The organism is Pseudorhodoferax sp. Leaf267 (assembly GCF_001422405.1).
Lineage (GTDB): Bacteria > Pseudomonadota > Gammaproteobacteria > Burkholderiales > Burkholderiaceae_C > Pseudorhodoferax.
The window spans coordinates 1,505,296-1,524,156 of sequence record NZ_LMMV01000001.1; the positions used below are offsets into that span (position 1 = coordinate 1,505,296).

General features: G+C 69.1%; 19 protein-coding genes. 5 read left to right on the top strand and 14 right to left on the bottom strand.

The window, feature by feature from the left end; translation table 11 throughout:
* Position 1: 1 nt before the first annotated feature.
* Together ASF43_RS06695 and ASF43_RS06700 are read left to right on the top strand one after the other, a co-directional pair.
* Entirely contained in the window at positions 2–904 is a 903-nt protein-coding gene (locus tag ASF43_RS06695) for a MurR/RpiR family transcriptional regulator (RefSeq protein ID WP_056177889.1), read from the top strand.
* Positions 901–2,355 carry an amidohydrolase family protein gene (locus ASF43_RS06700; RefSeq protein ID WP_056177891.1) on the top strand — a complete coding sequence of 485 codons (1,455 nt, stop codon included), beginning with the start codon at positions 901–903 and terminating at the stop codon, positions 2,353–2,355. Before ASF43_RS06695 ends, ASF43_RS06700 begins: the two co-directional genes overlap by 4 nt.
* A gap of 94 nt (positions 2,356–2,449) precedes the next feature.
* Here the strand turns inward: ASF43_RS06700 and pdeM are convergent, their stop codons facing one another.
* The 11 genes from pdeM to ASF43_RS06750 all read right to left on the bottom strand — a co-directional run bounded on the left by pdeM (position 2,450) and on the right by ASF43_RS06750 (position 12,925).
* Positions 2,450–3,112 carry a ligase-associated DNA damage response endonuclease PdeM gene (gene pdeM, locus ASF43_RS06705; RefSeq protein WP_056177893.1) on the bottom strand — a complete coding sequence of 221 codons (663 nt, stop codon included), beginning with the start codon at positions 3,110–3,112 and terminating at the stop codon, positions 2,450–2,452.
* Positions 3,112–5,673 carry a ligase-associated DNA damage response DEXH box helicase gene (locus ASF43_RS06710; protein ID WP_056177895.1) on the bottom strand — a complete coding sequence of 854 codons (2,562 nt, stop codon included), beginning with the start codon at positions 5,671–5,673 and terminating at the stop codon, positions 3,112–3,114. Before ASF43_RS06710 ends, pdeM begins: the two co-directional genes overlap by 1 nt.
* Positions 5,674–5,807: 134 nt before the next feature.
* On the bottom strand, positions 5,808–7,013 hold the full coding sequence (locus tag ASF43_RS06715; protein ID WP_056177896.1) for an MFS transporter: 1,206 nt from the start codon (positions 7,011–7,013) through the stop codon (positions 5,808–5,810).
* Positions 7,014–7,027: 14 nt separating this feature from the next.
* Positions 7,028–7,171 (bottom strand): hypothetical protein, encoded by a 144-nt coding sequence (locus ASF43_RS30475; protein WP_156373172.1) that lies wholly within the window; start codon positions 7,169–7,171, stop codon positions 7,028–7,030.
* Entirely contained in the window at positions 7,155–7,586 is a 432-nt protein-coding gene (gene arsC / locus ASF43_RS06720; RefSeq protein ID WP_056177898.1) for an arsenate reductase (glutaredoxin), read from the bottom strand. Before arsC ends, ASF43_RS30475 begins: the two co-directional genes overlap by 17 nt.
* Before the next feature lie 18 nt (positions 7,587–7,604).
* Positions 7,605–8,780, bottom strand: coding sequence for a chromate efflux transporter (gene chrA, locus ASF43_RS06725; RefSeq protein WP_056177900.1), 1,176 nt, complete (start codon positions 8,778–8,780; stop codon positions 7,605–7,607).
* Positions 8,781–8,793: 13 nt separating this feature from the next.
* Positions 8,794–10,077 carry an arsenic transporter gene (locus tag ASF43_RS06730; RefSeq protein WP_056177902.1) on the bottom strand — a complete coding sequence of 428 codons (1,284 nt, stop codon included), beginning with the start codon at positions 10,075–10,077 and terminating at the stop codon, positions 8,794–8,796.
* 17 nt (positions 10,078–10,094) lie between these two features.
* On the bottom strand, positions 10,095–10,442 hold the full coding sequence (locus ASF43_RS06735) for a helix-turn-helix transcriptional regulator (protein ID WP_056177904.1): 348 nt from the start codon (positions 10,440–10,442) through the stop codon (positions 10,095–10,097).
* 175 nt (positions 10,443–10,617) lie between these two features.
* A complete protein-coding gene (locus ASF43_RS06740) occupies positions 10,618–11,196 on the bottom strand; it encodes a DUF1566 domain-containing protein (RefSeq protein ID WP_056177905.1) in 579 nt (192 codons plus the stop codon).
* The gene (locus tag ASF43_RS06745; protein ID WP_235578150.1) at positions 11,193–11,768 is read right to left on the bottom strand and encodes a PEP-CTERM sorting domain-containing protein; all 576 of its coding nucleotides are present in this window, start codon (positions 11,766–11,768) and stop codon (positions 11,193–11,195) included. Before ASF43_RS06745 ends, ASF43_RS06740 begins: the two co-directional genes overlap by 4 nt.
* A 95-nt stretch (positions 11,769–11,863) precedes the next feature.
* Entirely contained in the window at positions 11,864–12,925 is a 1,062-nt protein-coding gene (locus ASF43_RS06750) for a DMT family transporter (protein WP_056177909.1), read from the bottom strand.
* Positions 12,926–13,079: 154 nt separating this feature from the next.
* Between ASF43_RS06750 and ASF43_RS06755 the strand changes: the two genes are divergently transcribed.
* A complete protein-coding gene (locus ASF43_RS06755) occupies positions 13,080–13,880 on the top strand; it encodes an HDOD domain-containing protein (protein ID WP_056177912.1) in 801 nt (266 codons plus the stop codon).
* Between the two features lie 6 nt (positions 13,881–13,886).
* On the opposite strand, the gene ASF43_RS06760 is transcribed toward ASF43_RS06755, so the two are convergent.
* The 3 genes from ASF43_RS06760 to ASF43_RS06770 are packed head-to-tail and all read right to left on the bottom strand — an operon-like array spanning position 13,887 to position 16,790.
* The gene (locus ASF43_RS06760) at positions 13,887–14,645 is read right to left on the bottom strand and encodes an enoyl-CoA hydratase (RefSeq protein WP_056177914.1); all 759 of its coding nucleotides are present in this window, start codon (positions 14,643–14,645) and stop codon (positions 13,887–13,889) included.
* Positions 14,642–15,811 carry a CaiB/BaiF CoA-transferase family protein gene (locus tag ASF43_RS06765; RefSeq protein ID WP_056177916.1) on the bottom strand — a complete coding sequence of 390 codons (1,170 nt, stop codon included), beginning with the start codon at positions 15,809–15,811 and terminating at the stop codon, positions 14,642–14,644. Before ASF43_RS06765 ends, ASF43_RS06760 begins: the two co-directional genes overlap by 4 nt.
* A 1-nt stretch (position 15,812) precedes the next feature.
* Complete coding sequence (locus ASF43_RS06770; protein ID WP_056177918.1) at positions 15,813–16,790, bottom strand: tripartite tricarboxylate transporter substrate binding protein; 978 nt, start codon at positions 16,788–16,790, stop codon at positions 15,813–15,815.
* Positions 16,791–17,117: 327 nt separating this feature from the next.
* On the opposite strand from ASF43_RS06770, the gene ASF43_RS29725 reads away from it, so the two are divergent.
* Positions 17,118–18,065, top strand: coding sequence for a DUF2806 domain-containing protein (locus ASF43_RS29725; protein WP_082497648.1), 948 nt, complete (start codon positions 17,118–17,120; stop codon positions 18,063–18,065).
* A 139-nt stretch (positions 18,066–18,204) separates the two neighbouring features.
* Positions 18,205–18,573, top strand: a complete 369-nt coding sequence (locus tag ASF43_RS30480) for a hypothetical protein (protein ID WP_156373174.1) — start codon at positions 18,205–18,207, stop codon at positions 18,571–18,573.
* The last annotated feature ends 288 nt before the right edge of the window (positions 18,574–18,861 follow it).

An 18,861-nucleotide genomic window follows, 5' to 3' on the forward strand; every position in this document is an offset into this window, starting at 1 on the left:
CATGGCCGACAACCTGCTGCAAAAGATGGCCGCGCTGCGCGCCAGCGCACCGGCCACGCGCCGCGCCATCCTCGAGCTGATCCTCGAAGACCCCGAGCGCGCGCTGGAGGAAAGCTTCGAGACGCTGGCCGAGCGCTCGCGCAGCTCGGTGCCCACCATCATGCGCACCTGCCGCGACCTGGGCTACGCCGGCTTGCGCGAATTCAAGCTGGGCCTGGCACAGGCGCTGGCGCTGGGCGGCTCGCCGCTGCACCGCAGCGTGAGCATCGGCGACACGGCCGACGACGTGACGGCCAAGATCGTGCGCAGCGCCTCGGCCTCGGTGCTGGGCGTGCGCGCGCAGCTGGACATGGCCGTGGTCGAGGCCACGGCCGCCGCGCTGGCCGCCGCGCCGCACATCGACATCTACGGCGCGGGCGCCACCTCCTGGTTCATGGCCAACGACCTGCAGGCACGGCTGTTCCGCCTGGGCCTGTCGGTCAACGCGTGGGCCGATTACCACCTGCAGCAGGTGGCGGCCGGCGCGCACGGGCCGGGCTCGGTCGTGGTGGCGTTCTCGCACGTGGGCGGCATGCCCTCGCTGCTGGACAGCGTGGACGTGGCGCGCGCCCAGGGCGCGCGCGTGGTCGCCATCACGCGCCCCGGCTCGGCACTGGCCGCGCGCGCCGATCTGCTGCTGGCGCTGGATGTGCCCGAGGACGCCGTGATGCGCGTGGGCATCGACGCCTACCTCGCGCACCTGACGGTGATCGAGATCCTGTCGGTGCTGGTCGCGCAGAAGCTCGGCGAGCCCGCGCTGGCCCGTCTGCGCCGCGTGCGCGCCGCGCTGCAGCGCCAGGGCATCGACGTGCAGGGCTATCCGTTGCCGGTGTGGGACGTGGCAGCCCAGGAGGAGAAGGCATGAGCACACCGACATTGCTCGAAGGCGGCCTCATCGTCGACGGCGGCGGCGCGCCCGGCTGGCCTGGCGATGTGCTGCTGCAGGACGGCCGCATCGAACGCCTGGGCCAGCGGCTGCGCGAGCATCTGCCCGCCGGCCTGGACCTGGCCGACCTGCAGGTGCACGACTGCCGCGGCAAGGTCATCGCGCCCGGCTTCATCGACGTGCACACGCACGACGATGCGGCCGTGCTGCGCACGCCCGAGTACCTGCCCAAGCTGTCGCAGGGCATCACCACGGTGGTCACCGGCAACTGCGGCATCTCGCTGGCGCCCTACCGCACCGAGCGCGCACTGCCGCCGCTCACGCTGCTGGGGCCGGACGCGTTCCGCTACGCCAGCATGGCCGCCTACCGGGAAGCAGTCACACAAGCTTTGCCGGCACTGAACGTCGCCGCCTTGGTCGGCCACACCACGTTACGCTTCGCGGCCATGGACGACCTCGCGCGCGCCGCCACGGCCGACGAGCGCGCGCGCATGGCCGCGCTGCTGCAGGAATGCATGGATGCCGGCGCGCTGGGCCTGTCGTCCGGCCTGTTCTACGAAGAAGCCTTCGCCGCCCCTTCCGACGAGGTGACCGACCTGGCCCGCGTGGCCGCGCGCGCCGGTGGCGTCTACGCCACGCACCTGCGCAGCGAGATGCAGGCCATCATCGAGGCGCTGCACGAGGCCGGCGACTGCGCGTTCGAGGCCGGCCTGCCGCTGGTGATCTCGCACCACAAGTGCGCCGGCCCCGCGCAATGGGGCCGCACGCGCGAGACGCTGCCGCTGATCGACCAGCTCGCGCAGCGCCAGGACATCGCCATGGACGTCTACCCCTACGTGGCCGGCTCCACCGTGCTGCGCGAGGACCTGATCGACGGCGTGATCGACGTGCTGCTGACCTGGAGCGACCCGCACCCCGAGCTGGGCGGCCGCATGCTGGCCGAGATCGCCGCCGGCTGGGGCGTGGACCAGAAGGCCGCCGCGCGCCGGCTCATGCCCGGCGGCGCCTGCTACTTCCAGATGCAGGAAGAAGACGTGGAGCGCGTGATCGCCCACCCGCGCAGCATGATCGGCTCGGACGGCCTGCCGCACGACCGCCACCCGCACCCGCGGCTATGGGGCGCGTTCCCGCGCGTGCTGGCGCGCTACTGGCGCGGGCGCGGGCTGTTCACGCTGGAGCAGGCGGTGCACAAGATGACGGGCCTGTCGGCGCGGCAGTTCCGCATTGCCGACCGAGGCCTGCTGCGCGCGGGCGCGCACGCCGACGTGGTGGTGTTCGATCCGCAGCGCATCACGGACATGGCGAGCTTCGAGCAGCCCGAGCAGTTGAGCGTGGGCGTGGAGGCGGTGTTCGTGAATGGCGCGCTGGCGTACCGCGAGGGGCAGGCGGCGGTGCTGGCGCGGGCGGGGCAGATGCTGTCGCGCGCATAGTGGCATGGCGGCATGCGCGCCGATCGAAATGGCGCGAAAAGCCGGTTGCGCGCCACTTCGATGCTTTGCACCTGGCGCGAGCGGCCGCGCCAGTTCACGGCAGCGGCCACACGCCACCATCTCCCACCGCATACAGCCTGCGCCCCGGCGCCGCCTCCACGCGCCAGCCGCCCGTGAACTCGCCGAAGGCCGGCAGCACGGCCTGGCCTGCGTCCGCCACGAAGCACGGCAGGCGCAGCCGGTCGCGCCCCGCGCCGAACAGCAGGCAGGCCGGGTGCACATGGCCGGCCAGCACGAAATGCGTGGCGTGCGTCTGCGGGTGGTGGCACAGGGCGAACGGGCCGACCAGGTACGGTTCGTCGACGATGGCGATGCCCAGGTCGGCCGGCGGGTCGCCCGCATGGCTGTCGTGGTTGCCGCGCACCAGCGTGATGGCCAGCCCTCCATAGCGCGCGCGCCACGCGGCCAGCGCGGCCAGCAGCGACGTTGTGCGCGCCTGCTCGGCATGCAGGAAGTCGCCGAGCACCACGAGATGCCGGGCGCCGTGCTGCGCGATGAGCGCGTCCAGCCGCGCCAGGTTCTCCTGCGTGGTGCCGGCCGGCACGGGCTGGCCGGCAGCGCGAAAGGTGGCGGCCTTGCCCAGGTGCAGGTCGGCGATCAGCAGCATGCGGCGCGCGGGCCACCACAGCGCACGCTCGGGCAGGAGCACCAGCGTCTCGCCGGCCCATTCCACGGCGTGGACGGTGTGGCCCGCCATCAGCGCCGCCCCCGGCTGCGCGGCGGCCTGGGCGGGCGCGGCGTGATGTCGCTCTGCCGGCCGAATTGCAGGCCGGCCTGCACGCTGTCGCCACCGCCCTCGGCCTGGCCGCCCGCCGCTTTCTCCAGCTGCGCCAGCATGCGCGCGATGCGGTCGGCCACCTTCTCGTTCGACAGCTTTTCGCGAAAGCGCTCCACCATCAGCGGAAACGCGAACGGCGTGGGCCGCGCGAGCGCCACCGGCACGAGCTGCTGCGCGGCCATGCGCTGCAGCGCGCCTTGCAGACGGCCCACCTCCAGCTCCTGCGCCAGCAGCTCCTGCTCGGCCTGCAGCAGCAGTTGGTTGGCCGGGTCGTACTTGCGGAACACCTCCCAGAACAACGAGGACGAGGCCTGCAATTGCCGGCTGCTGCGCTTCTCGCCCGGGTGGCTCTGGAAGATCAGGCCGGACACACGCGCAATCTCGCGAAAGCGCCGCTGCGCGAGCTCGCCCGCGTTCAGGCTCTCCAGCACCTCGGCCAGCAGCGCCGGGCCGTCGGTGGCGCGGTGCAGCAGGTCGGGCAGCAACACGTGCCAGTCGAGCTCGGTGGCACACAGCAGCTCGAAGCCGTAGTCGTTCACGGCGATGGAGAAGGTGCGCGGCGTGGCCTGGGCCGCGCGCCAGCCCAGCAGGCTGGCCAGACCCAGGTGCACCTGGCGGCCCGCGAACGGGTACAGGAACAGGTGCCAGCCCTCGCGCGACTTCAGTGTCTCGGCCAGCAAGGTGGTGGGCGTGGGCAGTGCGGACCAGCGGCGCTGTACGTCCAGCAGCGGTTGCACGCTCTGCATCTCGGGGCTGTCGTAACGGCCCTGCCCGGCTTCGGCCAGCTCGGCCACCACCGCATCGGCCAGCAGCGACGACAGCGGCATGCGCCCGCCGTTCCAGCGCGGCACTGCGGCCTTGCTGCCCGTCGCCTTGCGCACCCAGGCCGTCATCTCGTGGATGCGCACCAGCTCCAGCAGCCGGCCGCCGAACATGAACGCATTGCCGGGCTTGAGCCGCGCCGCGAAGCTCTCTTCCACGCTGCCGATGCGCGCGCCGCCCACGTATTGCACGGCCATGCTGGCGTCCGACACGATGGTGCCGATGTTGGAGCGGTGCCGGCGCGCCAGCCTTGCGTCGGGCACGCGCCAGACGCCCTCTTCGTCGGGCACCACGCGCTGGTAGTCGGGGTACGCGGCCAGCGCCGCGCCGCCCTGGCGCACGAAGTTCAGGCACCACTGCCAGCGGTCGGGCGCCAGCAGCGCATAGGCCTGGGTCGTGCGCACCTCGGCGTACAGCGCATCGGGCATGAACCCGCCGCCAAGCGCCACCGTCACGAGATGCTGCACCAGCACGTCCAGCGGCTGCGATGGCGGCTCGCGCGCCTCCACCTGCCCGGCCGCCACGGCCACGCGTGCCGCTGCACCCTCCACCAGCTCCAGGCTGTGCGTGGGCACCAGCGTGATGCGCGATGGCCGGCCCGGCGCGTGGCCGGACCGGCCCGCGCGCTGCAGCAGCCGCGCCACGCCACGCGGCGAGCCGATCTGCAGCACGCGCTCCACGGGCAGGAAGTCCACGCCCAGATCGAGGCTGGACGTGCAGACCACGGCGCGCAGTTGCCCGGCCTTGAGCCCGGCCTCCACCCACTCGCGCACGCCGCGGTCCAGCGAGCCGTGGTGCAGTGCGATCTCACCGGCCCAGTCGGGCCGCGCCTCCAGCAGCGCCTGGTACCAGATCTCGGCCTGCGAGCGCGTGTTGGTGAACACCAGTGCCGTGCTGCTGGCCGCCAGTTCGGCGACGACCTGCGGCAGCATGGCCAGGCCCAGGTGGCCGGCCCAGGGAAATCGCTCGGCGCGCGGCGGCAGCAAGGTGTCGATCGTGAGCTTCTTGGGCACGGCGCCGCGCACCAGGCGGCCGGGTCGGCCCGGGCCCAGCAACACATCCTTTGCCTGCTCCAGGTTGCCCAGCGTGGCCGACATGCCCCAGGTGCACAGCGCGCCCTGCCACAGCCTCAACCGGGCCAGCGCCAGCTGCACCTGCACGCCGCGCTTGTTGCCCAGCATCTCGTGCCATTCGTCCACCACGGCCAGGCGCAAGTGCGCGAACAGCTGCCGCGCGTCGGCCTTGGCCAGCAGCAGCGACAGGCTTTCGGGTGTGGTCACCAGCACGGTCGGCAAGCGCCGGTCCTGCGCGCTGCGCTCGGCCGAGGTCGTGTCGCCACTGCGCGCGCTGGCCGACCAGTGCGGCGCCACCTCGGCCAGCGGCTCGCGCAGCGCGCGCAGTGTGTCGGCTGCCAGCGCGCGCATGGGCGTGATCCACAGCACGGTCAGCGGCGCGGCCACGGGCTTGCCCTGGCGCACGATCTCCTTCTGCACGAAGCTCTGCAGCGCGCCCAGCCACACGGCGTAGGTCTTGCCCGCGCCGGTGGTGGCATGCAGCAGGCCGCTCTCGCCCGCGGCGATGGCCTGCCACACCTCGCGCTGGAACGCGAACGGCTTCCAGCCGCGGGCGGCGAACCAGGTCTGCAGGGGCTTCTTCATCGACGTGCCGCCCCAAGCTGGAGTGCAGCCCCCTCAGGGGGCAGCGGCCACACGAGGTGGGGAGCGTGAAGGCAACAGCGCATGAGCCGCGCAGGATGCCACGCCCTCCCCGGCTTTGGTGCAGGACAAGCCCGCTACTGCGCACCGGTGCGCGCAGACCGCGCCGCCTCTGCGCGCATGCCCTGTGCCAGCCAGCCCAACGCCAGGCACGCCGCGATGGCCAGGCCACCCGAGATCCACAGTGCCCCCACGCCCCACCGCGCCACCGCCAGCCCGAACAGGAACGGCGCGCCGGCCTGCACCACGCGGGCCGGCACCATCAGAAAGCCCTGGCGCTGGCCATAGCCCTGCGCGCCGAAGAACAGCAAGGGCAGCGTGCCGATCGCGATGGTCAGGATGCCGTTGCCCAGCCCATGCAGCACCGCAAATGCGATGGCACCTGCGCCACCCAACGCCGCCATGCACAGGACACCCAGTGGATGGGCGAGCGTGGCCAGGCGCGCCGACAGCAGCGGATGCGCGCGGCCGAGGAACGCGAATTCGATCAGGCGCCCAGCCACCTGGGCCGGCCCCACCAGTGCCGCGATGCCCACCGCCGCCGCCGCGCCGGCCCCCACGGCCAGCAGGAGCTGGGGCAGGTGCGCGGCCATGGCCGTGCTGATGAACCATGCGGCTGCGAACACGAAGGCAAGCAGCACGGCCGCGCGGCGCTGCTGGTGCGGCGGCAGGCCCGCGGGGCCGCCCGGCGTGCTCGCTGCCTCTGTCGGCATGGGCGCGGCACGGCTGGCCCGGGGCAGCATCGCGTACAGCGGCAAGGCGATGGCCAGGTGCAGGCCGGCCCATGCCAGGCAGGCCCCGCGCCAGCCGACGCTGGCATGCAGCCAGGCGCTCAAAGGCCAGCCGACCGTGCTGGCAAACCCCGCGAACAGCGTGATGCCAGTGATGGTGCGCCGCGCCTGCTGGCCGTGCAGCCGCACCGCCGTGGCAAACGCCGCTTCGTAGAGCCCGCTGCCCATCGCCAGGCCCATCACGGCCCAGGCCTCGAAGACGTGCAGCGGCTGCCGGGCCTGGCTTAGCGCCACCAGCCCGGCCGCGAACACCAGGCTGCTGCCTATCAGCACGGGCCGCCCACCGTGCCGGTCGATCAACCTGCCGGCGAACGGACCGATGGCCGCGGACATCAGCAAAGCCACCGAGAAGGCGGCGAAGACCGTGGCACTGGTGGCCCCCACGTCGCGGCCGATCGCGTCCGCCAGGATGGCGGGCAGGTAGTACGAAGACGCCCAGGCCAGGGTCTGCGCCACGCCCAGCAGTACGGTGGTCAGGGTTCGGCTTTGCACCTGGGCTGCGCCCGTCAGGTGTTGCGCAGGCGCGCCCGCTGGCGCAGCGCCCGGGCGCTCTCGCGCCGCTCGCTGCAGCAGTGCCCGAGACACTGCGCCAGGTCGGGCCGGCGCAAGCCCGCGCCCTCGAGGTTCGGCAGCTCAGGGCTTGGCGACACGCATGCCCTTCTCGTCCACGACGGGCTCGCCGTCCTCCTTGGCGAACGCGCCCTGCTGCGGCCGAGGCAGCAGGTCGAGCACACGTTCCGACGGCCGGCACAGCCGCGTGCCCAGTGGCGTGACGACGATGGGCCGCTCGATGAGGATCGGCTCCTGCAGCATGAACTCGACAATCTGCGCGTCGGTCCACGTGGGGCTCTGCAGACCCAGCGCTTCGTAACGCTCACCCTTTTTCCGCAGCAGCTCGCGCGGCGTGATGCCCATGGCCGCGATCAGCCGTTCCAGCGTCGGGCGGTCGGGCGGGGTCTTCAGGTACTCGATGACCTGCGGCTCCTCGCCGGTGTTGCGGATCATCGCCAGCACGTTGCGCGAGGTGCCGCAGGCGGGGTTGTGGTAGATCGTGATGTCGCTCATGTTCGAAGTATGAGGTGGTTAAAAGACAAGCCAGCCGCAGACGGCCGCGAAGCCGACGACCGCCACCGGGGAGACCTTGAAGACCACGAGCAGCGCGAAGGCGGCAAGCGCGATGAGCCCGTCGGCCAGCGAGTGGATGGCGCTCTTGCCCACCGGGTCGACCAATGCCGACGCCAGCAGGCCCACGACCGCGGCGTTGATGCCCGCGGCCGCCTGCCGCACGCCGACCTGCTGGCGCAGCGACTCCCAGAACGGCAGCGCGCCCACCACCAGCAGGAAGCCCGGCACGAAGATGGCCACCAGCAGCACCAGGCCGCCCGCCCAGCCGCCCAGCGGCGACGGCATCACGGCGCCCAGGTAGGCCGCGAAGGTGAACAGCGGCCCCGGCACCGCCTGCGTGGCCCCGTAGCCCGCAAGAAAGGCGTCGTTGCCCACCCAGCCCGGCGCCACCACGCCGGCATGCAGCAGTGGCAGCACCAGGTGGCCGCCGCCGAAGACCAGGCCGCCGGCCTGGACCATCGCCGCGATGGCCGAGACCCAGAGCGAGTCCATGCCCGCGGCCAGGGCCGGCAGCGCCACGAGCAGCAAGCCGAACACGGCCAGCAGCATCGCCCCGGTGCGCCGGGACACGCCGTAGTCGTGCTGCGCCAGCGGGGCCAGCCCGTCCAGCCGCAAGGCCCAGCGCCCCACCACGGCGCCCAGCGCGATGGCGGCGAACTGCCCGGCCGCTCCCGGCACGGCCCACACCAGCAGCGCGGCGGCCACAGCCAGGCTGGCCCGCAGCCGGTCGGGGCAAAACGCCTTGCCCATGGACCACACGGCCTGCGCCACCACGGCAACGGCCGCGATCTTCAGGCCCTGCACGGCGCCCGACGACGCAAGACCGGTCCACCGCGTGGCGCCGTACGCGAACACGATGAGCGCGATGGCCGAGGGCATCGTGAACCCCAGCCAGGCCGCCAGCGCACCCCACCCGCCTGCACGCCGCAGGCCCAGCGCGATGCCGACCTTGCTGCTTGCCGGCCCCGGCAGGAACTGGCAGAACACTACGAGATTGAGGAAGCTCGCCTCGTCGAGCCAGCGGCGCTTGTCCACGAACTCCGCGCGGAAGTACGCGATGTGCGCCACCGGGCCGCCGAACGAGGTCAGGCCCAGCTGCAGGAAGGCCAGGAAGACTTTGAGCGTGGACCTCATGCCCTGCACACCCTCACAGGCTCAGCCGCAGCGCCAGCGCGGCCAGCGTCAACAGCAGCACGGGCAGCGTCAGCACGATGCCCACCTTGAAGTAGTAGCCCCAGGTGATCGTGGTGCCTTTCTTGTGCAGCACGTGCAGCCACAGCAGCGTGGCCAGGCTGCCGATGGGCGTGATCTTGGGCCCCAGGTCGCAGCCGATCACATTGGCGTAGACCATGGCCTGCTTCACCACGCCGCTGGCCTGCGAGGCATCGATGGCCAGCGCGCCGACCAGCACCGTGGGCATGTTGTTCATGACCGACGACAGCAGCGCCGCAAGCACCCCCGTGCCCAGCGCCGCGCCCCAGATGCCGCCCTGCGCGAACCAGTCCAGCCACGAGGCCATGCGGTCCGTCAGCCCTGCATTGCGCAGGCCGTAGACCACCAGGTACATGCCCAGCGAGAACACGACGATCTGCCAGGGCGCGCCGAGCAGCACCTGGCGTGTGCGGATGACGTGGCCTCTGGCCGCCACGGAGAGCAAGACCACCGCGCCCACGGCCGCCACGGCGCTGACCGGCACGCCCAGCGGCTCCAGCGCGAAGAAGCCCACGAGCAGCAGCACCAGCACCACCCAGCCGGCGCGGAACGTTGCCGGGTCGCGGATCGCCTGCGCCGGCGCCTTGAGCTGGGCCAGGTCGTAGCGCACCGGCACGGCTCGGCCGAAGTACAGACGCAGCACCAGCAGGCTGGCCGCCACGGCGGCGATGGTCACGGGGACCATAACCGCGGCGTAAGCACTGAAGCCGATGCCGAAAAAGTCGGCCGACACGATGTTGACCAGGTTGGACACGATCAGCGGCAGGCTGGCCGTGTCGGCGATGAAGCCGGCCGCCATCACGAAGGCCAGCGTCGCGGCCGGGGAGAAGCCCAGCGCAGCCAGCATGGCCATGACGATGGGCGTGAGGATCAGCGCGGCGCCGTCGTTCGCGAACAGCGCGGCCACCGCCGCACCCAGCAGCACGATGAAGGCGAACAGCCGTCGCCCGTCGCCACCGCCCCAGCGCGCCACGTGCAGCGCAGCCCATTCGAAGAAACCGGCTTCGTCCAGCAGCAGGCTGATGAGGATCACGGCCACGAAGGTCGCGGTCGCGTTCCAGACGATGCCCCACACCACGGCGATGTCGGCCGGCTGCACCACGCCAAAGGCCAGCGCCAGCGCTGCGCCGAGCGAGGCGCTCCAGCCGATGCCCAAGGCCCGCGGTTGCCAGACCACGAGGACGAGCGTGCACAGGAAGATCAGGAAGGCCGCGAGCATCGGGGGCGCCCTGCCGTTCAGCGGTGGCCCAGCGAATGGGGCTTGCAACGGCCCGCCGCCGCATCGGTGGTCGCACACGCCGCACCTTCGCAGCAGTTCTCGGTGAGGTAGGCCAGCAGTTCGTCCATCGTGGAGAACGAGGCCCTGTAGATCAGGCTGCGGCCCTGGCGCTCCTGCGTCACCAGGCCGGCATGCGTCAGCTCCTTGAGATGGAACGACAGCGTGTTGCCCGCCACCGCCAGCTGGCTGGCCAGCGTGCCAGGCGTCAGGCCCTGCGGCCCCGCGACCACCAGCGCACGGAACAGGCGCAAGCGCAGCGCCTGCGCCAGGGCTGCAAGGGACCGGACGGCGTCAACTTCTTCCATCAATCGAATATACAACGATTGTTGAAATGTTAGCCAATGCAATCTGCGATTCGTGCGCGTGCCGACCATGTCACCAAACGTGGCGTGCAAGGCCCCGATCGCGAGCGATCACCGGCGCTGGACCGGCGATTAGCCCGCCGCCGCAAGGCCCCGCCCAGTCGCGCACGCAGCGGATTCAGTCCACCGCCGCCACCGAGCCGCCGCGCACGCACCACACCGGGTACTTGAACACGCCGCCATCGGACGCCCCCAGGCTGCCGGTGATGCTCACGCTGCGGTAGGCCAGCGGGTAGCGGTCCGCGTAGTAGCGCGTCGAGGTCCAGAAGGTTTCCGAGAAGCCGAGATCGAACGGGTGGCCGGCCGGCAGCGCGGGCGGCACGCCGGGCGATCCCGAAGGCACGATCAGGCTCATCATCTCGGCCACGCTGGGCTGGCGCCAGCCCATGCGCCCGCCGGTGGTCGCCGACAGGCAGCGCTCGCTCGCGTAAATGCCGCCGAAGACGCCGGGCGCCAGCGTCGGCGCGTAGCTCACCGGGCTGGGCTTGCGCTCCCAGACCAGGCCGGTCTCGCGGTCGAGCACCGCCTCGCTGCTGAAGTTGGACAGCACGACGAAGCGCGTGGCGGGCGGCAGCGTCTGGTCCCAGGCGGGTGTGGCGTAGTAAGGGCCGTTGGCCGTGGTCTGGGCAGCAGCGGGCATGGCCCAGGCGCACGCCGCGGCGAGCACGGCCAGCAGCGGTGGCATCTTGCGGTTCATGTCGGTTCCTTCGAAGTGGTGGATGGGGGCCTGCGACGGCAGGCCAGCGCCAGCAGCGCGGCGGACACGAGCGCGACGGTGGCGGGCTCGGGAATGGGCTGGGGCTGGGGCACGTTGCCGACCTCGAAGCCCGGGTCCTGGCCCGGCGCCAGCCACTCGAAGCCGATGAAGGCCAGCAGGCCGTCGCCGCTGATGCCCTCGGAAAAGCCCGCCACGGTCTCGAGCAGGCCGTCCCGCACCAGCACGCCGCCGCTGACGATGGAGGACAGGGCGGGCTGCGCCGCGCTGAACTGCGCCGCGTACACGCCCTGGTAGAAGCCGCCCAGGTCCGACGGCAGCACCACGGCCGGATCGAAACCCAGGTCGAAGCTCCACGCCTGCAGGTCCACCGCGCCGCTGACCTGGATCGGCAGCAGGAACTGCCCCGCCCCCAGCGTGGCCGGCACATAGCCCGGCACCACCGTGAGCGGGCTGCCGGCCGAGATGACGAGCGCGTGCGCCCCCGCCATGGACCACATTCCCGCTGCCGCCAGGCCGATGCCGGCCAGCCATCGTCGTACACGCTTGCGCATTGCCATCCCTCTTCCCCTCGTTCGGCGATGGGTCGCAGTCTGGCCCCGGGCGCGGCCCCGAGTCGATCCCGCGATCGCGGGATGGACGTCAAGCGTCAACCTGCGTCGTGGCGGTGCCCGTGGTGCGCGTCCGGCACATGCGCGTGGTGGTGCGCCAGGGTCTCGTGCCGGTGCCGGTGGCTGTGCGGCCCGGCGGGCATCGCGCCATGGCTGTGCGTGTGGTGCCCATCGTCATGCGTGTGCGCATGCTCGTGCTCCAGCGCCTCGTGCACATGGGCATGCGCGTGCCGCTCGGCCAGATGCAGCGCCACGCCGCAGGCCATCAGCGCGCCACCGACGGCCATCAGCCACGAGCCCGAACGGTCGCCCAGCGCGAACGCACCCACGGCACCGATGAAGGGCGCGAATGCGAAGACCGAGCCCGTGCGCGCCGCGCCGAACGCCCGCTGCGCCAGCAGGTAAAAGCGCAGGCTCAGCCCGTAGCCTGTGGCACCGACCGCCAGCAGCGCCAGCGCGGTGCCCAGGCCGGGCAAGGGCTCGCCCCACAGCCTGCCGATCGACCCCGTGGCCAGCACGCCCAGCGCGGACTTGGCCAGCACCACCTGGCCCGGGTCGCGGTCTGCCACGCCGCGCGACAAGGTGTTGTCCACGCCCCAGGCCACCGTGGCCGCCGCCACCGCGAGCAGGCCCAGCAACTGCACCTGGCCGGCCAGGCCCTGCTCCAGCACCAGAGCGACCCCGCCCATCAGCAGCAGCACCACGGCCACGATCACACGCCGGTCCAGCGTCTCGCCGTACCAGCGCCAGGCCAGCACCGCCGTGAACACGGCCTCCAGCGTCAGCATCAACGACGCGCTGGAGCCGCTCGTGCGCTGCAGGCCCCAGGCCAGCGCCACCGGTCCCACCACGGCGCCCATGCCGGCCATGGCCATGATGCGCGGCAGGTCGGCGCGGCGCAGTTGCGCCTCGCGCGTGGCCGGCTGGCGCAACAGCGCGGCCACCAGCGCGGCGCCGCCATAGAGCAGCGCGGCGGTGCTGAACGGCCCGAGGCCGGTGCCCAGCCGCTGCACCAGCGGGGTGCTCAGGCCAAACAGCGCCGCAGCCAGCAGCGCCAGCAGCCCGCCCCGCAGCGCGGGTGACGCCAGGTCATGCCGCATGGGTCATTGCGCCAGCCACGGGGCGGCGATGGAAAAAGGGTTCACGGTGCTGATCTCGGGAGGTCGGTGCAGAAAAGCGGCCCTCGGGCGCACGGATGGGGTAAAAACCAAATCAGACCACAATCCTGCGTACACCTTTAGTCAAAGGATCTCCATGCCCGATATCGCCGTGTTCCTGCAGTCGGTCAAGCTGCCCGTGATGTCCGAGGTCGCGCATGCGCTGATCCGCACGCTGAACGACGAGGACGCCAGCAACCAGGAGGTGGCCGCCATCATCGCCAGGGACGCCGCGCTCACCGCACGGCTGCTGCGGCTGGCCAACAGCGCCAGCTTCGGCCTCAGCCGCCAGGTGGCCACGCTGGACGACGCGATCGCGCTGGTGGGCATGGGCCGCGTGCGCACGCTGGGGCTGGCTGCGTCGATGGGCGATGCGTTCCCGGCCGTGGACGGCCTGAGCAGCCAGGAGTTCTGGCGCAGCTGCATGGTCAGCGCCGGCTACGGCCAATGGCTGGCCTCGCAGCTGGGCATGGAAACCAGCCGCGCCTGGCTGGCCAGCATGATGGTGCGCCTGGGCGAGCTCATGATCGCGCAGGCCCAGCCGGCCAGCCTGGCCGAGATCGAGAAGCTGCCCCACCCGCCCGGCGGCCGCTGGGAGCGCGAGACCCGGCTCACCGGCTTCAGCGAAGGCCAGATCACGGCCGAGCTGGCCCGGCGCTGGAACTTCCCGGCCGAGATCGTGCATGCGCTGGACGCCTGCGCCGACCCGCTGGCCAGCAAGCCCTTCGACCGGCTGGCTGCCGTGGTGCACCTGGCCATGCTGCTGGCCGACATGCCGCCCGGCGGCCCAGAGATGCTGGACGCGCTACCGAGCGACGTGGTGGACAAGCTGCAGCTCAGGCCCGAGTGGATGCGCGCGAAGTTTCCGGCGCCGGACTCGTTCATCGACCTGCATTGACTGGCATCACGCCTTGTTGAACGCCGCCACCCCGTCGCGGAAGGCCTGGCTGCCGTAGACCTCTTCGACGATGTCGTCGTCCTCCAGCCGCTGCTCCACCACGATGCGGCGGATGCTCTCCTTCACGGCCTTGTGCGTGACGGGCGACAGGCCCATGAGCCGGTCGGCCAGCGCGTGGGCCGAGGCCTGCAGCTCGCCGGGCGCGCAGACCGCGTGCACGTAGCCGCAGGCCAGCGCCTCGTCGGCGTTCAGGTACTCGGCCAGCAGCAGCATGCGCTTGACGCGGGGCACGCCCAGCGCCGCCTGCAGCCGCGCGATGTTGCGCGACGACAGCGTGTTCGACAGCGTCTTGGCAATGGGCGCGCCGAAGCGCGAGCCCGCGCTGCACACGCGGAAGTCACAGGCGGTGGCCAGCGCCAGCCCGCCCCCTACCGTCCAGCCGTCGATGACGGCCACAGTGGGCCCGGCGATGCGCTCCACCGCGTCGATCACGCGCTCGACGAAGGCCTCGTAGGCGATGCCCTCGCGGCCGTCGCGGAAGTCCTTGAAGTGGCCGATGTCCGTACCCGAGATGAACGACTTGCCGCCCGCGCCGCGGAACAGCACGCTGCGCACTGCCGCATCCTGCCGGCAGGCCGCGATGCATTCCAGCAGCGCGTCGTACATCTCGCGCGTCATCGCGTTGTGGCGCTCGGGCCGGTCGATCACGATCTCGGCCGCCCCCGAGGCGTGGACGGTGAGCCTGACGCGCTCAGCGAGGCTCACACCGTCACCCCACGGATCTCCGCCATGATCTCCTCGTTGTGCTCCCCCAGCAGCGGCGGATGCCGGCGCACCTGCTGCGGCGTGCCCAGCAGCTTGACCGGGAAGCCGATGTTCTTCACCTTGCCCTCGATCGGGTGGTCGATCTCCATGCACATGCGCCGGTGCGTGCCGTGCTCGCCCTCGAACGCCTCGGGATAACTCAGGATCGGCCCGGCCGGGATGCCCGTGGCCAGCATGGCATCGATCCAGTCTTCGCTGTCGCGCTTGGCGAACTCCTCCTCCAGCGCTGCGATCAGCGCCTCGCGGTTCTTCAGGCGCAACGACACGGTGGCGTAGTCGGCATGCGCCAGCAGGTCGGGCCGCTCCAGCAGCGCGCACAGCTTGGCCCACAGCTTCTGGTTCGTCGCGCCCATGACCAGGTAACCGTCGCGCGCCTTCACGGCCTGGTAGGGCGCGCTCATCTTGTTGCTGGTGCCCAGCTTGGTCGGCGCCACGCCCGTGCCCCAGTACTCCGACATGTCCCAGATCGAGAACGCCATGGCCGCGTCGAACAGCGAGGCGTCGATGTGCTGGCCCACGCCGCTGTTCTGCGCGCCGATGTAGGCCGCCAGCAGGCCGTAGGTGGCGAACAGGGCGCAGCCGATGTCGGCCACGGGCACGCCGGCCTTGACGGGCTTTTCGCCCGGGTAGCCCGTCACGCTCATCACGCCCGACATGGCCTGCGCCATCAGGTCGAAGCCCGGCCGCGTGGCCCAGGGGCCGCTCTGGCCGAAGCCCGAGATGCTCACATAGACGATCTTCGGGTTGATCCTTTTGATGGACTCGTAGTCGATGCGCAGGCGCTGCACCGCGCCAGGCCGGTAGTTCTCGACGATCACGTCGGCCGTCTCGGCCAGTTTGTAGAAGTCGGCACGGCCCTCGTCGGTCTTGAGGTCCAGCGTCAGCGAGCGCTTGTTGCGGTTCATGTTCAGAAAGCCCATGGAATCGGGCCCCTTCATCTTGAAGCCCATGGCGCCGCGCGTCTGGTCGCCGCCGGGCGGCTCCACCTTGATCACGTCGGCGCCCAGGTCGGCCAGCAGCATGCAGGCGAAAGGGCCGGCCATGACCTGGCTGACGTCGAGCACGCGGATGCCTTGCAGCGGGAGGGGTCGGGTGGCAGTGGTCATCTCAAGCGTCCTCGGTAATTTTTGCGGTGCGAACGACCTCGCCCCACTTCTTGAATTCGCTGGCCATGAAGCCCGCGAACTTGTCGACGGAGCCGCCGCCGTCTTCCACGCCGAAGCCGTCGAAGCGCGCGACGACATCCGGCATGGCCAGCACCTTGTTGATGTCGGCATTGATCTGCGCCGCCAGGTCGGCGGACATGCCCTTGGGCCCGACCACGCCGTACCAGCTCGACACGTCGAAGCCCTTGAAGCCCTGCTCGTCCATGGTGGTCAGGTCCGGGAAGCCCTTGGCGCGCTTGACGCGGGTCTGCGCGATGGCGGCCGTCTTCTTCGCCTTCACCTGCGCCGTGGCCGCCGTCATGGTGTCGAAGCTGTAGTCGATCTGCCCGCCGATGAGGTCGGTCTGCAGCGGGCCCGAGCCCTTGTAGGGGATATGGATGGTCTCCACGCCCGCCGCCATGTTGAACATCGCCGCGCACAGGTGCTGCACCGAGCCCGTGCCCGACGAGCCGAGGCTGATCTTGCCGGGGTTCTTGCGGCACTCGTCCACCACCTCCTTGACGGTGGTGGCGCCCGCGCGGTTCGCACTGGTCACCAGGATGTGCGGCGTGGCGCCCACCATGGCGATCGGCGCGAAGTCCTTGAGCGGGTCGTAGCTGATGGCCTTGAAGATGTGCGGCCCGATGGCATGCGTGTTCACGTGCGCCATCAGCAGGTTGAGCCCCTCGGTGAATCGCGTCTGCGCAAAGAAGCCGGCCGCCAGCGCGCCCGTGGCGCCGGGTTTGTTCTCGATGATCACGCCGCGGCCCCACAGCTCGGAGAGCTTCTGGCCCACGATGCGCGCAAACACATCGGTACCGCCGCCGGGCGCCCAGCCGACGTAGATCTTGACGATGCCCTTGGGGAGCTCAGTGGCAGCAATGGACCAGGGGGCGGCCAGTGCGGCGGCGCTGGCGGCGATGAAGTGGCGGCGTCTCATGTGGTGCGTCCTCGGGGAGTGAGGAAGCGACTGTCGAGGAGCGGACCAGGGGCGGCAATGACGTGGACGGGTGGGCTGGGTTCGTGGATTGCGAAGGCAGCCCAAGTTACCATTTGCAGCAGTGCCGACCACGAATACCAAAGAAGTGGAGCTGAAAGGGATGCAGGGCATCGCATTACGACCGCGCCAGGGAACGAGCCGCCGGCCAATACGGCCTCGCTCGCAAGTCGAGTACAGTGGCTAGCGGTTCTTCCACCCAATCTATGTCGCGTCTATACATTGATTGATGCATCTCAATTTTTCACGCTTTTTTTATTTTAAAGAGCCATGACGGATAATTTAGGGCTTGGAAAAGCAGCAGAAAAAATAGTGGGCGCCATATCTAGCGGCATTGGCGTTTTATACAAACCAAGAGCAATTCGGGCAGAAGCAGATGCACGCGCTTATGAAAGAATTGTAATCGGCCAAGCAGATCTGCACATTGAGAAAAAAAGAGCCGTTCAACAAATCTCTCTTGATATTGATCATGTCAGACAGCATGATGACCTCACATACGCACTAGCGTCTCGAGCGCGCGACCGCCTTGTCGCAAGTGAGATTCAGAGGCAGGCAAATGTAGAGGCCATAGCGGAGCTTGCACTGCAGGATATACCAGCCGAAGTATCCGACTCCGACGTCGACAGCGACTGGACACGCACTCTTTTCAGATACGGACAGGAAGTCTCCAATGAATCGATGCAACGATTGTGGGCAAAAATTATTCAGGCTGAGGTAGTTAAGCCGGATTCCTTCTCCCTTCGAACATTGCAAACGCTGTCGACACTCAGAGCAAGCGATCTAGAGACCTTTAAAGTCCTATGTAGCCTGTGCGACGAGCATCGAAAGATCATATGTCCTCCGCCCGTAGAGGGTCATCTAGAGCTCGAAAGTCTTAATTATCTGGAATCGCATGGTCTACCATACGAGAAGATTCGACAACTGAGAGAATTGGGGCTGCTGGGGCAAGTCGAACCCTTCATGTCTATCAGCATAAATCGACAGATAACAGGAAACAATCCAGTTTATAGGATGAAAATCCCTTCAGGAGGCACAGCCACCCTCAATAGGGAGATAACAAATCAATCGGAGTTCGTTTTCTACTGCTACAGACTTACGTTGGCCGGGGAAGAGCTCTCTCGCCTAGCAAACTCTGAATTTAACTGGCGCTACTTGGAAGCTGTGGCGCGCTTCTACAAAACATTTTTGACCGTAGAAGCCAATAGCGCAAATGCATAAATCAAATGTAATCTTCATCGTATAGTGCCAGAAAGTTTCTTTATCACTGAAAATCTTGCAGTAGCCGTAAGCACGAAGAGCAATTCGAACGAATCGCCCATCGTGCATATAGCATCACTCTAATATCCGGAAAAAATATATGCAGAAATCTGATGGTGCAGGTTTATTAAAGAAAATAGAAGACGGGCAATCGGTATCGCCAGAAGCCCTATGTACGCTCTCCACTTGGCTCCAGCACATCAAGCCAATACCAATTAGCCATAGTGACCCCGACCCTGGCCATCCCGGCTATGGCATCCTGATGGCAGCAGCACTGCCGCCTGACCAAAACCTGTCTGACCTGTGCAGCAAGCTGACGGATCCAACGCATGCCTCAAATGCTGCCAAGATTCTCCGGACCGCTTTGGTCCCTATTCGTCAAGCAAAGAATGAGAAGCAATGGGTTAAAGATGGGGTCGAGCCAGAAGATGGTTTTGAACCGCCCGACTCCGGCTGGGCGCCAAGCTGACTCGCCGAGCGCGCACCTCAAGTCTTTGTCCGGGACTTCTACCGATGACGCGCACAACCGGTCGAGTTCAGCGTCGTGACCTGATTGAGAACGCCCATGCTGCGGCAGCCTCCGGATGGGTCGTGTAGCGCAGCCGGGATCCGGGGCATTGTTGGTGCGGATTGCAAGGTGGCCTCAAGTTTGAAGTGCGACACGGCGCAACCTGTAAGGTGCCGCCCAAATGGGAACTCACTACTCGCACGTCACAGCAGCTGATCGGATGTCGATCCAGGCCTTGCTGCAAGCCAA